A 15,549-nucleotide genomic window follows, 5' to 3' on the forward strand; every position below is an offset into this window, starting at 1 on the left:
TGTCCCACCTACACGAGGCCGACTATCGGCCCGGAGGAGGGGACGACATGGCCAACGACGCGGGAAGTGCCTCGACTCCACGCTCCAGCTCCGACCGCAGTCCCAGGCCGGAGGCACTGCCGCTCAAGTGGAACGAGCTCCTGCCGACGACCCAGAAGGCCACCAGGGACCTCATCCAATGGCTGTGTTCGGCCGTCCGCTCACTCCCCACGAGAGACGCCGGGGCGTCGAGAGAGCCAGACGCCTCGGATACCTCCCGGGCCACCCGGGAGCAGCTCGCGACCAGCGTGCTCGTCGCTGGCGACAGGGGCTTTGGGAAGACGACGGTCCTGCTGTCCGCCGCCTACGCCTTCCGGCAGCCCGATGACTTCCTCCCGGAAATCGAAACGTCCACCCAGGCGCGTGAGTTGCGCAGCCAGCTCAAGGAGTTCACGCGGCACATGGTCTGGTTGGAGCCCCTGGACATGGAGCCCCTGCCGGCGGAGGCCAACCTGCTGGCCACCCTGCTGGTGCGTGTGCGCGACGCGCTGGAGCTCGACCTCTCCGGGAACAAGAGCCAGAAGCTCATCCCCGCCGTCCTTCCCGAAGAGGGGGCCGACGACCCGTGGGGGAAGGTCGACACGCTTGTCCGGGATGCCACGTTCATGTGGGACGACAAGCCGGTGCAGGGGCAGGACGCCCGCCAGCGCGCCGAGTACCAGCTCAAGGCAGCCGAAATCTACGCCGACTTCCGGAGCCGTCTCTTCGGGGCCATTGACGCTGTGTCCAGACACCTCGCGCGGCGCAGGTACGGAAGTGAATCGAGCGAGGGAGTCATCCTCGTCCTGCCCATCGACAACGTGGACCGGAGCATCCAGCACCTCCACCTCATCCTGAAGCTGACGCGGATGGTGGCCAGCCGGAGGCTCTGGTTCGTCCTCGCCTCCGGGCGCCAGGAGTTCCAACTCTTCCTCGAGCGGACCTTCCAGGCGGAACTGGCCGAGTCCGGCAAGGCCGCCCCCAGCCCGAAGGAGCAGGACGAGACACGGTCCATTGCCCGGCGGCAGGCCGCCGCCGCGATGCGCAGGGTGCTGCCCCTGGTGCACCGCATCGAAATCGAGCCCCTGTCTCCACAGGCGGTCTGGGATTTCTACGCTCCTGCCTCCATCGCAGGTACGGCCTCGGGAAGAAAGCCACTCTGGGAGTATCTGGAGGCGCTCCGCCTGAAGGCCCCCCACCAGGAAGAGTCCGGGGCCCGCGACCAGGATCCGTACCGCTTCGCCGACCTCTTCGACGTCCGTGAGCGGCTTCTCGTCGAGGCGGACAATGGGCTGCTGCTGAAGCACCTCCTCGATGCCATGGAGAGGGAAAAGGAGGAGAAAGAGGAGGAGTTGGGTGGCCCCAGAGAGAAGCGGAAACACCTCCTGAGCGTCGATGAGCAGGGTGCACTCTACGTCGATTCGGACGGCGGCCAGCAGCCCCTGGAGGAGTTCCGCAAGCAGCAGGAGGCGCACGCGCGGAAGGAGCCGGATAGACTCCCCGTCTTCACGTACGCGGCGAAGCTCGCCCTGTCCATGTCCGCGCGAACCGCGCTGGATCTCTGGCAGGAGGCTCGCCATGCGTGCCAGCTTCAAGATGCATGTGATCAGCGCGACACGGCGGCAGGCAGAGCCCAGCGCGGTTTCGAGACGCTGGCCATTGATATCGCCCATCGGATGCTGCTGATGGCCATTGATGAGAGTGACCTGCCGAGCTGGGGCAGCGAGCAACTCCTCCATCGAGTCATTCGTCGCGATCCGGCGGGACGCGTCACGCTGGACCTGACCGGCGAGCCCATACAACGCATCAAACTGTCTGCGCTGTCCGATGCACTGGAGTGGCGCGGCAAGCTGGGAGTGAACAGCAAGCGGGAGAAGCACGGCGACGTGATGCTCCGCAGCGAGCTGCACCTGCGCTACTTCAAGGACATCATCCTCGAACTGCACGACCTGGAGCATCCCAACCGCAGCGTCCCCATTCCCCCGCAGGTGTCTGGCTGGTTCATGCTGTTGCACGACCTGCTGGTGATTTCCAATCAGTCGCGGGTGCTCAACCGCAAGCTGGCGCCACTCGACGTGACGCCCGAGCTCGTCGTGACGAGGCACGAGGCGCTGTTGCATGCCGACTCGATCGTCGAGCTCAACTTCCAGTGGTTGCTTCCCCAATGGGATACCTACTTCGACTCCTTCATCTTCACCATGCAGTGGAAGGCGTTCACCCAGCGCATCGACTGTCTCCTCCAGAACTCGAAGAGCTGGTCCGACAGTGTGGAGCGCTGTCTCTTCCGGCTCATCCTGGCCGCATGGGTGGACAACGTCCGCGCGGTGGCGGGCAGCGGCCGCGGTGAATGGAACTGGAGCAGGCTCCACGAACTTTGCGACCAGGCTGGGAAATCGCCTCCTCTCGATGAAAAGAAGCTGCTGGAGACAACGGACGGCTACGAGAAAGCGGTTGTCCAAGGTGTCCAAACGCTCCACGCAGAGACCCAGTCGAAGCGAGTTCGCTACGGCAGGCCCCGGATTGCGCGCGACTGGCTCGAGCTGTTCCTGCCCCTGATGGTGGAACCCGAGCTCATGCCCGGTGACAGCGGCAACTCCTTCCGTAACGCCCTGGGGCTGGAGCAGGCCCTCAGCGCCTCCCAGGCCGTCCACCCCTTGTCGGCCGCCTGGAAGCACAACGCGACGCTGCTTACCCAGCGCCGGTACGCCATGGTCCGCGCGGCAGCGCAGGCGGCCTACAGCCCTGACACGGCCGGGGAGCTCTCCAAGCCGGCATGGGCCGACGGCGCCTGGAAGACCTGGCGCGACACCTGGGAGTGAGCGGCCATGGGTGACGTCGTCACGCCTCCGGGCATCCCCCTGGCGCCCCGGCGCGTCCCCGAGGCCTATCTCCGGGCGGAGATCGCCAGCTTTCCCTTGGGCCGCGTCGAGGCCTTCCGCAGTTCCATGGTGGAGCTGGACCCCACGCTCGAGGGGAAGACCCGCGACCTGTGGAGCGCCTGCGAGAAGGAACTCGCGCAGCATGCCGGCGGCTGGTCCCTGGACCGGCTCATCATGACGCGGGACTTCTTCTGGTTCGGCTGCGGGCCGAACGCCCCTCGCAACGTGGCCACCGGCCCCGTCTCCATGACCCGCTACCTGCGCGACCTGTCGCGCGACTTCCTCGACGCCTACCCGGGCATCACCGTGCTCAGCCAGCGGCACGACGCCAATGCCTTCGACGCGTACATCCACTACCGCTGGCTCACCTTCGCCCTGCCGGAGGACCTGCTGCTCGCGGCCGCGCCCACGGAGGTGCCTCCCACGCAGGTGAACGTGGAGTACCCCCTGCTGCTGCAACACCTGGTGGACCGCGGGGCGCCGGAGGTGCACCACCACGTGGGCGCGGGCATGGACTTCCCGCTGCTGTGGGCCTCGCTCCTGGCGAAGCTGACGGACTCGACGCTCTCCCCCCGCGCGGCGAACAGCCCGGACCTTCCCTTCGACCTGGGGGAGCGGCTGTTGCGCTGGCTGGTGGCCGCCGCCGTGGCCCGCTGTGTGCTCGCCGAGTTCCTCCTCCAATGCTCCGGTACCGGCGCCGGGTTGAAGGACTTCCTCGAGCGCCTCTACCGCTCACCCTCCTGGCCCCAGGCCCGTGCCCGGCTGTTGAACGAGACGCTCCAGGCCCTCTCGCGGGGACAGGTCTCGGAGCTGCCCGAGTACTACGCGCTGCAGGACCTCTACGGGAGCCTCCACCCGGCGGCGTCCTGGCTCGCCTCGAAGCGGCCCGAGACGGTGGACGAGGTGTGGCGCAGGTGCGACCCCATCGCCGTGCGCCTGGGCCTGAGCAACCCCAATGGCGGCGAGCGCTGGCTGATACGCCACGGACTGGAGTGGCTGGAGCGCGAGCGGGCGCGCGCCCGGAATGACCCGAGCTACCACTACTTCAACCAGCTCTTCTGGCAGGTGCAGCGGGTGCGGTGCATCTACTACCGCACCGTGGTGCAGCGTCCGCTGACGTCCGGCCTGCAGTGGTTCGTCCGCTTCTATGACCGGCTCTGGTGGGCCCGCGAGCCCCTGCGCGCCGCGCGCGCCGAGGTGTCCTACCAGGTGGCGGGACGGGGCAGGCCGCTCTCCTCGCTGGAGGTTCGCATCACGCCCCACGCCAACTCCTTCTCGCTGGCCGAGGACCTCCATGAGCTCACCCGCTCGTGGACGCGGGTGCTGGAGAAGAGCCACGGCCCGCGGTATGGCGCGCGGGCTCCCGAGTTCGGGGTCATCCTCCACTTCGTCAAGGAGAGAGACCCGGAGCAGCGCTGGGCCACCGGAGCTCCGCCGGCGGCCGAGCTGGGCACGCATGCCGAGCCCCGCGCCCAGCGGGGACTGCGGCTGGGAGGCCGGTTCGCGAGCTTCTTCTCGGACCAGTCCGTCAGGGCCCGGTCCATCGCGGCGCTGCTGGGTGCCGTGCCGCAGGCGCTCTGGCTGGTGCGGGGGCTGGACGTGGCGGCGGACGAGCTGAGCGTGCCCACGTGGGTGCTGGTGCCCCTCTACCGCTACATCCACCGGCAGGCGACCCTGGCCTCCATGTCACCCGCGGCGGACGGAGCCCCGCCGCTGCGGCTGACGGCGCACGTAGGTGAGGACTACCGCCACCTCATGGAGGGACTGCGGCGCGTCTTCGAGTGCATCCAGTACCTGCTGGAGCGCTTCGGGGGGCGGCTGGGGCACGCCACGGCGCTGGGCGTGGAGCCGCGCCTGTGGGCGGAGTCGGCGGGCTCGGTGATGACGCCCGCCGAGGAGCGGATGTGGGACCTCGTCTTCGAGTGGCGGCTGTACAGCGGCTACCGCATCGCGCCCCACTTCCTGGCGGAGGCGCCCCCCGGGCGCCCGGAGCACGTGGAGAACCTCATCCGCGAGCTCTCGAGCAACATCTTCGGCAGGTGCTACGAACCACAGGTGATGGCCGAGGCCCACCACATCCTGCACCGGCTCCTGAGCCGGCCCGAGTCGAGGATTGGCAGCCAGGAGGGAGGGCTGGAGTCCCTCACCCGCGCGCTGCACACCCTGGATCCGCGCCACGTGCGCTACCCGATGGAGGTCCGTGAAATCATCCGGGCCTACCGGGAGGATGAACAGACCTTCAAGCGTGGGCAGGAGTTGGTGGACATCACCCTGGATGCCTCGGAGATAGCCGCGCTCTACGCCGCGCAGAACGCGCTGCGCCGGGGAGTGGGCCTGCGCAACATCGTCGTCGAGGTGAACCCGTCCAGCAACCTGTTGACGGGAGACATGCTGGACCTGCGCAACCATCCCATCCTGCGGCTCTTCCCACCGGAGCGTCAGGAGAAGGAACCTCCGCCGGTGCCCATCGCGGTGGGCTCGGACGACCCGATGACGTTCAGCACCTGGCTGCTGCACGAATACTCGCTGCTGTTCGAGGCGGCCCTCACCGCGGGCTATCCGGAGCGGGTGGTGCACTCGTGGCTGGAGAACATCCAGAAGATGGGCATGGATGCCCGCTTTACCGTGGCCTGGCTGCCGACGGCCCGGAAGCGGGCGGACGCCCTGCTGCGCGAGCTCGAACGCTACCTCCTGCTCCCGGACTCCAGGCGCCCCCGGCGGTCACCGGGGAGGCCCCTTCATCCGAGTAACTGACCCGGCCGCCCCGAGGTCAGGGGACCGGGTCCGGGGAGTGGGTGACTGGACAACAGTCCACCCCTACCCGGGGGCCGGCCGCGGCGCCCGCTGCCGGCCTGCCCGGCCGCCCTCCATGGAGACGGGATTCGGCGGGTTGGCCATCCGGGCCCGCCGCGCACAGCCTCGTTCAGAAGGGGGGGACTCCAGCCATGTTCTTCCAGGCCCTGAAGACGCCCGGCATCGCCCATGTGGCCTACCTGCTCGGCAGCGACGGCGACGCGCTCGTGGTCGACCCGCGGCGCGACGTCGACGTGTACCTCGAGGTGCTCCAGGCCCAGGGCCTGCGCCTCCGCTACATCCTCCAGACGCACCGCCAGGAGGACTTCGTGATGGGCACGGCCGAGCTGGCCCGGCGCACCGGTGCCCCGGTGGTCGCGGGCAAGCACCCCATCACCGGGTATGCCGACATGCGGCTCGGCGAGCACGAGCGGCTCCACCTCGGGAGCCTCACCCTGGAGGCCCTCCACACGCCCGGCCACACCCCGGAGAGCACGAGCTGGTCCGTCTACCTGGACCCCCACCGCTCGGTGGCCTGGGGTGTCTTCACCGGTGACGCGCTCTTCGCCGGGGAGACAGGACGCACGGACCTGCCCGGCGTCGAGCACACCGGGGAGAACGCCGGGCACCTCTACGACTCGCTCCACCGCAAGGTGCTGCCCCTGGGAGACCAGGCGCTCGTCTTCCCCGCGCACGGGGCGGGCTCGGTGTGCGGGAGCGCCATCGCCGACCGCGACCTGACGACGCTGGGCGTCGAGCGCCACAAGAATCCCGTGTTCGTCCTGGGGCGCGAGGACTTCATCCAGCACAAGCTGCACGAGCGCCTGCCGCGGCCGCCCTACTTCACGCGCATGGAGGAGCTCAATCTGACGGGAGGCCACCCGCTGGCCTGGAACCCACACGACGTCCCGATGCTGTCCCCGCGAGACTTCGCGAGGTCCGCGCTGGGCGGGCTCGTCATCGACACGCGCGAGCCCGAGGCGTTCGCCGGTGGCCACATTCCCGGCTCGGTGAGCGTCTGGCTGGGGGGCCTGCCCCTGTTCGGCGGCTGGGTGGCCCGCGAGGACATGCCTCTCTTCCTGGTGCTGCCGGAAGCGGCGGACCCGGCCGAGGCGGTGCTGGCGCTGGCGCGCATCGGCCTGGACCGGGTGGAAGGCCTCCTCTCCGGTGGCTTCGGCGCCTGGCGCAGGGCGGGGCAGCCCATCGAGCGGAGCGGGACGCTCACCCCTCTCGAGCTTCATGTGAATGCCGCGAGCTACCAGGTGCTCGACGTGCGGGAGGTGGGCGAGTTCGAGGAGGGCCACATCCGGGGCGCGCGCCATGCCTACGTGGGCGGGCTGGAAGCACGGCTGCCGGAGCTGGGGCTGAGGACGGAGGACCCGGTCGCGGTGGTGTGCAGCGTGGGCCACCGCGCGGGGCTGGCCACCAGCCTGCTCCTGCGCAACGGGTTCCGGCGGGTGGCCAACGTGCTCGGCGGGATGACCGCGTGGAAGATGCAGGACCTGCCCGTGGAGGAGGGCGTGAGGAGGGCCCAGCCGGCTCCCTCCTCCGCGGAGGAGGCCCGCACCGCTTCCTCGCCGCCGTACTGAACCGGAGCGTGGGGGCCTCCACCTTGAGCAGTGAGCCCACCAACCGGGGAGGTGGCCGTGCAGCCGGGGACCTACCAGTTCGAACCTCACACCGCCGAGGTCCAGTTCCGCGTCGAGGGCACCAGCCTGCCGGAGCTCTTCGAGGAGTCGGGGTATGCGCTGGCCGAGCTCATGCTCGGTGAGTCGCCGCCGGAGCCGCCGCGCGACGCGGAGGAAGAGCAGGTCACGCTCGAGTCGGCGGACACCGAGGCGCTGCTCGTCGACTGGCTCAACGAGCTCATCTCCCGCGCGGACACGAAGAAGCGGGTCTACACGCACATCGTGGTGGACGACGTCTCCGAGCGGAAGCTTCGCGCGCGCATCCGCGGCTTCACGCCCGAGGTGCTGAAGACCGCGGTGAAGGCCGCCACCTTCCATGGGCTGGAGATTCGCGAGCACGAAGAAGGCTTCAACGCCACCGTCGTGCTCGACGTGTGAGAGGCGAGCATGGAACCCACCGTCGAAGTCCCACAGCAGCCCACGCCGCTTCTTCGCCAGATTGGCCCGGCGCTCCATGAGCTGGACATGAGCTTCCGCGCGGACATGCGCGTGCCGGCCCGCATCGTCGCCGACGAGGAGCTGCTTCAACGGATGACCCAGGACCGCAGCATCGTCCAGCTGGTCAACGTGACGACGCTGCCGGGCATCCAGGGCTTCGCCATCGGCATGCCGGACATGCACGAGGGCTATGGCTTCCCCGTGGGCGGCGTGGCGGGCACGTTGCTGCCCGACGGCGTCATCTCTCCCGGGGGAATCGGCTTCGACATCAACTGCGGCGTGCGGCTGCTCTCCACCGGGCTGCGCCACGAGGACCTGAAGGAGGTCCTGCCGGCCCTGGCCCATGACCTGGCCCGGAGTATTCCCACGGGCTTCGGCCGCCACGGGCGGCTGTCGCTGAGCGCGGCGGAGCTGGACCGGGTCCTCGACGAAGGCGTTCCGTACGTGGTGGAGGTGCTGGGGCTGGGGAGCCGGGAGGACCTCGCGCACATCGAGGCGGGGGGGCACCTGCCCGGCGCGGATGCGGGGCGGGTCACCGTGCGGGCCCGGGAGCGGGGGCATGACCAGCTCGGCACCCTGGGCGGCGGCAATCACTTCATCGAGGTGCAGCGCGTGGAGCACATCCACGACGCGGAGGCCGCCACGGCCTTCGGACTGTTCGAGGGGCAGCTCACCGTCCTCATCCACACGGGCTCGCGCGGGCTGGGACATCAGGTCTGCACGGATGCCGTGCGGAAGATGGACCAGGTCCTGGCGCGGGAGGGCATCCGGCTGGTGGACCGGCAGCTCGCCTGCGCGCCATTCTCCTCGCCCGAGGGCCAGGACTACTTCGCGGCCATGTGCGCCGCGGCCAACTTCGCGTGGTCCAACCGGCAGGTGCTCACGCACCGCGTGCGCGAGGTGTTCGGCCGAAGGCTCGGTGAGCGCGCCGAGGCGTGGCCGCGAGTCGTCTATGACGTGGCCCACAACATCGCCAAGGTGGAGACGTACGGCGGGCAGCAGCTGTGCGTGCACCGCAAGGGCGCGACGCGGGCGTTCGGCCCGGGGGACCCGGAGCTGCCCTCGGCCTACGCGGAGGCCGGCCAGCCGGTATTCATCCCCGGCAGCATGGGCACGGCGTCCTTCGTGCTGGCGGGGCAGGGCGAGTCCCGGTCCATCTCGCTCGGCAGTGCCTGCCACGGGGCGGGGCGGCAGCTCAGCCGGGCCGCCGCGAAGCGGCAGGTGGTGGGCGCGGAGCTGCGCAAGGCGCTGAACGCGCGGGGCATCATCGTGGAGTGCCCGTCGAACGCGGAGCTCGCGGAGGAAGCCCCCACGGCCTACAAGGACGTGGACCGGGTGGTGGACGCGGTGGAGACGGCGGGCATCGCCCGGAAGGTGGCGCGGTTGGTGCCGCTGGCGGTGCTCAAGGGCTGAGCGGGGGCGCCGCCGGCCACGAGGCCTGCTCCCATTGGAGGACGAGCGCGCCGGTTTCGTCCAGGCGTGTCCCGGTCCCCAGGAAGCGCCCCTCCCGGTCCAGCACGCCGCACAGCCACCCGGCGTCGGCGCTCGAGGCCCGATGGAGCTTGAGCTGGCGCAGTTGCATGGGGAGCATGCGCAGGCCGACGAGCCGGCCCGTCGCCGGGTCCACCGACGCGAAGTACATCAACGTCAGGTCGCCGCGGAAGTCCTCGTAGCCGGAGATGCCCTCGTAGTCGTTCAGGAAGTCACCGCAGCCGTAGAGGATGAGGTGGCCCTGGTGCACCTCGATGCCGCGGGGGTGGTGGGAGGAGTGGCCGTGGATGAGGTCCACTCCGGCCTTCTCGATGAGGGCATGGGCGAAGGCCCGATGCTCGGGGAGCGCCCTGTAGCCCCAGTTGCCCCCCCAGTGGATGGAGGCGATGACGACGTCCCCGGCGCGCTTGACGGACGCCACCCGCTCGCCGATGCGCCGCGCGGTGGAGGGGGACAGGTCCGGCAGGTAGTCCACACCGGGCGTGTCCGCCGTCGCGGCCCAGTCCGGTGGAACGCCGCTGCCGTCCTCTCCGAAGGAGAACACGATGACGCGGCCCCTGGAGCCCAGGTCCAGCACGGCGGGCCGCAGCGCTGTATCCACGTCCTCGCCCGCTCCGGCGGTGGCGATGCCCAGGCGGCGGAGGGTGGCCAGCGTCTCGCGCAGCCCCGCGTATCCCCAGTCCAGCACGTGGTTGTTCGCCAGCGCGCAGCAGTTGATGCGGGCCGCCGTGAGGCACGGGGCGTTCGCCGGGTGCATCCGGTAGTGGATGCCCTTGGCCCGCCACCAGGCCTCGCTGGTGGTGATGCTCGTCTCCAGGTTGATCAACCGCACGTCCGGCGCGGCCTGCTTCAGCGCGGCGAGCGCGTCGCCCCAGATGGCGTCGAAGCCGAGGGGCGCGCGGATGGGGCCGTTCCGTGCCTCCGCCAGCTCGACGTAGACCCGGGCATCCCGCACGTAGGACTCGTAGAGGTTCGGAGGGACGGGGTGGGGCAGCACCTGGTCGACGCCTCGCCCGGTCATCACGTCGCCGCACAGGAAGAGGGTGAGTGCCCCCTGGGACGGAGTCATCTCCCGGCTCCTAGACGTGGGCGGGCTCGGTGGACGGGGAGGGCCGTCCCCGGGGCAGGGTGCTCCGGGCCCGCTCCAGCAGTTCCACCACGTCCTCATCCGGCACCTGGCGGAAGTCGGAGTACCACTGGCCAATGGCATACAGCTCCGGTGTCGGGAACACGCACACCACGTCGTCCACCCGGGGCTGGAGCTCCTCCAACGTCTGGGTCGCCGCCACGGGGACGGCGAGGACGAGGCGTCCCGGCCGCCGCACCTGGAGCGCCTGGATGGCCGCCCGCACGGTGCCTCCCGTCGCGATTCCGTCATCGACGAGGATGACCGTCTTCCCCTCGAGCGCGGGCGGCTCGGCGCCCCCGCGGAAGCGCGCCACGCGCTCCTCCACCTCGGCGCTCTTTCGCCGGATGGTCTCCTTCAGCTCGTCCTCCGTGACGCCCACCTCCTCCATCAGCCGCGGGTTGAGGAAGGCGATGCCGCCTTCCGCCACCGCGCCCATCCCCAGCTCCTCGAAGCCCGGCGCGCCCACCTTCCGCACCACGCACACGTCCAGGGGCGCGCCCAGCGCCGCCGCCACCTCGTAGGCCACCGGGACGCCGCCCCGGGGCAACCCCAGGACGATGGTGTTCTCACCCGTATAGCCCCGCTCCAGCAGCAGCTCCGCGAGCCTGCGGCCCGCATCGATTCGGTCCTCGAAGTACATGTCGGCCCCCTCTTCAGGCCCAGGTGGCGGCACCCAGCGCGTGCGCCGCCTTCTCGGCCCGTTTCTTCAGACCCAGCATCATCTTCCGCTCCATGACGAAGTGAGGGAACTCGATGAGCTGGCCCAGTGCCCGCATCCCCCACCTTCGCGGATCTCCCCCCGACCGGCCGCGCACCAGCAGGCGCGTCTTCCTCCCTCCGATGGGTTCGAGCACGAACGCCCAGCTCGACACGCCCCAGGGCGGAGCCTCTTCCTCAATCACCGACCGGAGGACGAGCGCGCGCGCCGGCACCAACTCCGCCACCTGCATCCCCGTCCAGCGGCTCATGGGGATGATGTCCCCGACCTTCAGGTCCTGGAACCGCGGAAGGATGTGCTCCGCGGAGTGCCCCTCGACGAACTGCCCGGCACCCGCTGCCTGCTCCAGCAGGTCGTAGCTGTACCAGCCCGCACGGCGGAAGCCGATCTGCACCAGCCACGGCCAGACGTCCTCGGGACGTGCGTCGATGGTGATGGCACGCGTGCTCCCTCCCACCGGGTTGGGAACGATTCCGTCTCCGGGGAGGGCGCGGGTGACTTCCGCCGGGTTCGCTCCCCAGTACAACATTCGCGGGCGGAGGAGCAGCCAGCCCCACGGCATGAGCGACGCCACGGAGGTGGCCACCCGGAACGCCCGGCTCCTCGGACGCCCACCGAGGAGCGTCGCGGTCACCGCCGAAGCCCACATCAGGTCGAGCACCAGCGAGGGGCCCAGGGTCACCCCCATGCCAAGCGCCGGCCCCAGGAAGGAGGTCGGCCGCTCCAGCGGAGGGCGGGGTGTCCGAGGCACTTCGCGAGACTGCGTCGTCGTCTCCATGTTCCGGCACCTCTCTTCCTTCCACGGCCCGGGCCTCGCCACGACAGGCGCTGTGCCTCGTGCCTTCTTCAAGGTAGGGGCGCTCCGGCGCGACGTCCGCGAACGCTCGCGTGCGACCCGCGAACGATGGGTTCCCAGGCGGGCGCTCCGCAGGTTGCTGCCCGGTCCGCGCTCATGGGAGCCGGCGAGTTACGAGGGGGTCGGGATATGAAGAGGCGTGGGGGGACGGTCTCCATTCTGGTGTCCACGGTGTCGGCGATGGCGCTCGCCGGCTGCGGAGGAGGCCTGGAGGTGGCGTCGGAGGGGGAGGGGTTGGCCGACACGGAGGCCGGTGAGACCGAGGCGGCGGAGGAGCGGCGGTGGGAGCCCTGCTCCCTGGAGCCCGAGCGCGTGAAGGACATCTACCGGGGGGCGGCGAGCAGCAACCCGACGGAGCTGACCCACGCCGACGGCACGCTCCTGTTCGCCGCGGATGACGGGGCGCACGGCCGCGAGCTGTGGAAGAGCAGCGGCACGCAGGGGCCCGGCACGAAGAAGGTGAAGGACATCCGCCCGGGCCCGGCCGGCTCGGACCCGGAGCTGTTGACCCGCGTGGGGGACACCGTCTTCTTCACCGCGGACGACGGAACGACGGGCCGCGAGCTGTGGAAGACGGACGGCACGCGCTCCGGCACGAAGCGGGTGAAGGACATCTACCCGGGCCCGGCCGGCTCGGAGCCGGAGAGCCTGATTGAGTTCAACGGGCTGCTCTACTTCGCCGCGGATGATGGCGTGCACGGCCGGGAGGTATGGCGCAGCGACGGCACTCCCGGCGGCACGTTCATGGTCCGGGACCTCACCACCGAGCCGGGTGCCGAGAACCGGTCGTTCGAGATGGCCGTCGCGGGCGACTACCTCTACATCCAGTACTACGTGGCGACCCCGGACCTGTCCATCGCCGACCTGGTGTTCTGGAGCACCGACGGCACCGCCGCGGGCTTCGAGGAGCTGATTCGCACGGGGGAGGACAACACCATCGACGAGATGACGGAGGTGGGCGGCCGGCTGTTCTTCAGCCGCAACATCGACGAGCCGGACGAGTACCTCTACGTGTCGGACGGCACGGCCGCGGGCACGGTCTCCATCCGGCGGTTCCCGGGGCCGCTGAACGGCCTGACCGAGTTCAAGGGGAAGCTCTACTTCGCGTCCGGGCACGACTTCGACACCGCGCCCCCCGACTACCGGGGGGATGAGCTGTGGAAGAGCGACGGCACCCTCGCGGGCACGGTGATGGTGAAGGACATCCGTCCGGGCGCGGAAGACTCGTCGCCGCGCGGGCTGGTGGCGTCGAATGGCTACCTCTACTTCTCCGCGGATGACGGCGTGCACGGCCGGGAGCCGTGGCGCAGCGACGGCACGACGGCGGGCACGGTGCTGCTGAAGGACGTCGAGCCCGGTGCCACGGGCTCCTCGCCGGAGGAGCTGACGGCCATCTACGGCTGGCTCTTCTTCAGCGCGGAGACGTCCGGCCACGGGCGGGAGCCCTGGGTGAGCAACGGCACGACGGCGGGCACGGTGCCGCTCGAGGAGATTGCCCCCGGCGCCGCCTCGTCCAACCCGCGGGACTTCGTGCGCTCCGGCTGGGACGTCTTCTTCTCCGCGGAGAACGCGCGCAAGGGCCGCGAGCTGTACGCGCTGCCCTTCCGGCCCGAAGGGGAGTGCAACGGGGACGACCACTGAGCCGGGGGCCCACCGGTACGCTCGCCGGGGGGGCCGGCCGTTGCTCCGGCGTGCGCGCCTGCCCATGTTCGTGAGTGGGCAGGCGGGGCGCACGGGCCCCTCGGAGGCAGGCCGTGGAGAACGCGGACGTCGCACGGGTCTTCGCCGAGATGGCGGACCTGCTGGAGCTGACCGGGGGCAACCCGTTCAAGGTCCGCGCGTACCGGCAGGCGGCACAGTTCATCGAGATGTTGCCCGAGCCCCTGTCCGAGCTGTGGAGGCAGGGCCGGCTGACGGAGCTGCCCTCCGTGGGCGCCCGCCTGGCGGACCACATCCAGGAGATGCTCGTCACGGGGCACTATGCGGAGCATGACCAGCTCGCGGAGCGCGTGCCCCCCGGTGTCCTGGAGATGCTCCGGCTGGAGGGAGTGGGCCCGAAGACGGTGGCGCTCGCCTGGAAGGAGCTGGGCATCCAGGACGTCGCGGGCCTGGAGGCGGCCTGCCACGACGGGCGGCTCGCCGCGCTGCCGCACCTGGGGCGCCGCCGGGCGGAGGGCATCCTCCATGCCATCCAGCGGTACGAGGCGCGGCGGGGGCGCACACCGCTCCACCATGCCCTGCCACAGGCGGAGGCGCTGGTGGAGCGGCTGCGCCGCGTTCCGAAGGTGGCGCGGGTGGAGGTGGCCGGCAGCCTCCGCCGCCGCAGGGACACCGTGGGGGACATCGACCTGCTGGTCGCGACGCTGGAGCCCGGTCCGGTGAGCCGCGCCTTCACGGGGGCGCCGGAGGTGGGGCAGGTGCTCGCGTCGGGTCCCACGAAGTGCACCGTGCGGCTCCACGGAGGCCTGCAGGCGGACCTGCGCGTGGTGGCCCCGGTGTCATTTGGCGCGGCGCTCCACTACTTCACTGGTGGCAAGGCCCACAACATCGCGCTGCGCACGCGCGCGGTGCACCGGGGCCTCAAGCTGAACGAGTACGGTGTCTTCGACCGCAAGGGCCGGCGGCTGGGCGGGGCGACGGAGGAAGAGGTCTTCCGCGCCGTGGGACTGCCGTGGATTCCTCCCGAGCTGCGCGAGGGGGAGGGGGAGCTGGAGGCCGCGGAGGCGGGCACGCTTCCGGACCTGGTGACGGTGGAGGACCTCCTCGGGGACCTGCACGTACACAGCGATGCGTCCACGGACGCGCGCTCGGACGTGGACGCGCTGGTCCACGAGGCCCGCCGGCTGGGACGCCGCTACCTGGCCATCACCGACCACTCCCGCTCGCGGCCGCGCGGGCTCGCCGCGGGTCCGCTGGCGCTCCACGCCGCGGAGCTGCGCCGCAAGGACAAGACGCTGCGCGGGCGCCCGCACCTGCTCGCCGGCGTGGAGGTGGACATCCTCCCCGACGGCACGCTGGACCTGCCGCTGGAGCTGCTCGCCGCGCTCGACTGTGTCGTGGCCAGCGTCCACTCGGCCTTCCACCAGGGCCGCGAGGAGATGACGGAGCGCATCTGCCGGGCGCTCCGCTCGGGAGTGGTCCACGTCCTGGGCCACCCGAGCGGCAGGCTGCTGGGGACGCGGGATGCGTATGACTTCGACCTGGAGCGGGTGCTGGAGGCCGCCCGTGAGCACGGCGTGGCGCTGGAGGTGAACGCGATGCCGGACCGGCTGGATTTGACGGACCGGGCGTGCCGGGTGGCGAAGGCCGCGGGCGTGCCCGTCGTCATCTCCTCGGACAGCCACCACGTCAGCCACCTGTCCAACCTCCGCTATGGCGTGTGGACGGCGCGGCGAGGCTGGCTGGAGGCCTCGGAGGTCCTCAACACCCGGACGCTCCAGCAGCTCCGCCACGCGTGGCTCCATCCGCGCGGTGTGGGCCGGGCGGCCGCACCGATTTCCTATCCGCCCACGGACGCCCACCCGTGACGCGCGGAGGAC

Annotated in this window: 10 protein-coding genes; 7 read left to right on the forward strand and 3 right to left on the reverse strand. The window is 70.6% G+C overall.

Annotated features, from left to right (window positions below; translation table 11 throughout):
* The first annotated feature begins 47 nt into the window (after positions 1–47).
* From K8638_RS27740 to K8638_RS27760, 5 genes are all read left to right on the forward strand, one after another.
* The gene (locus K8638_RS27740) at positions 48–2,837 is read left to right on the forward strand and encodes a hypothetical protein (RefSeq protein ID WP_223757651.1); all 2,790 of its coding nucleotides are present in this window, start codon (positions 48–50) and stop codon (positions 2,835–2,837) included.
* A gap of 6 nt (positions 2,838–2,843) precedes the next feature.
* Complete coding sequence (locus K8638_RS27745; RefSeq protein WP_223757652.1) at positions 2,844–5,651, forward strand: hypothetical protein; 2,808 nt, start codon at positions 2,844–2,846, stop codon at positions 5,649–5,651.
* A 191-nt stretch (positions 5,652–5,842) separates the two neighbouring features.
* Positions 5,843–7,279: a rhodanese-like domain-containing protein gene (locus K8638_RS27750; RefSeq protein ID WP_223757653.1), complete on the forward strand. Its 1,437-nt coding sequence runs from the start codon at positions 5,843–5,845 to the stop codon at positions 7,277–7,279.
* A gap of 57 nt (positions 7,280–7,336) precedes the next feature.
* Complete coding sequence (locus K8638_RS27755) at positions 7,337–7,756, forward strand: archease (protein WP_223757654.1); 420 nt, start codon at positions 7,337–7,339, stop codon at positions 7,754–7,756.
* Positions 7,757–7,765: 9 nt separating this feature from the next.
* Entirely contained in the window at positions 7,766–9,229 is a 1,464-nt protein-coding gene (locus tag K8638_RS27760; protein WP_223757655.1) for an RtcB family protein, read from the forward strand.
* On the opposite strand, the gene K8638_RS27765 is transcribed toward K8638_RS27760, so the two are convergent.
* The 3 genes from K8638_RS27765 to K8638_RS27775 are packed head-to-tail and all read right to left on the reverse strand — an operon-like array spanning position 9,219 to position 11,932.
* Positions 9,219–10,376, reverse strand: a complete 1,158-nt coding sequence (locus K8638_RS27765) for a CapA family protein (protein WP_223757656.1) — start codon at positions 10,374–10,376, stop codon at positions 9,219–9,221. The two genes, K8638_RS27760 and K8638_RS27765, sit on opposite strands and share 11 nt — an antisense overlap.
* Positions 10,377–10,386: 10 nt before the next feature.
* Positions 10,387–11,076, reverse strand: a complete 690-nt coding sequence (locus tag K8638_RS27770) for a phosphoribosyltransferase (protein ID WP_223757657.1) — start codon at positions 11,074–11,076, stop codon at positions 10,387–10,389.
* Between the two features lie 13 nt (positions 11,077–11,089).
* Positions 11,090–11,932 (reverse strand): hypothetical protein, encoded by an 843-nt coding sequence (locus K8638_RS27775; protein WP_223757658.1) that lies wholly within the window; start codon positions 11,930–11,932, stop codon positions 11,090–11,092.
* 207 nt (positions 11,933–12,139) lie between these two features.
* On the opposite strand from K8638_RS27775, the gene K8638_RS27780 reads away from it, so the two are divergent.
* Complete coding sequence (locus K8638_RS27780) at positions 12,140–13,651, forward strand: ELWxxDGT repeat protein (protein WP_255662938.1); 1,512 nt, start codon at positions 12,140–12,142, stop codon at positions 13,649–13,651.
* A 113-nt stretch (positions 13,652–13,764) separates the two neighbouring features.
* Positions 13,765–15,537 (forward strand): DNA polymerase/3'-5' exonuclease PolX, encoded by a 1,773-nt coding sequence (gene polX / locus K8638_RS27785; RefSeq protein ID WP_223757659.1) that lies wholly within the window; start codon positions 13,765–13,767, stop codon positions 15,535–15,537.
* Positions 15,538–15,549: the final 12 nt, after the last annotated feature.

Source organism: Myxococcus sp. RHSTA-1-4 (assembly GCF_020037125.1).
In the GTDB taxonomy this organism is placed as follows: domain Bacteria; phylum Myxococcota; class Myxococcia; order Myxococcales; family Myxococcaceae; genus Myxococcus.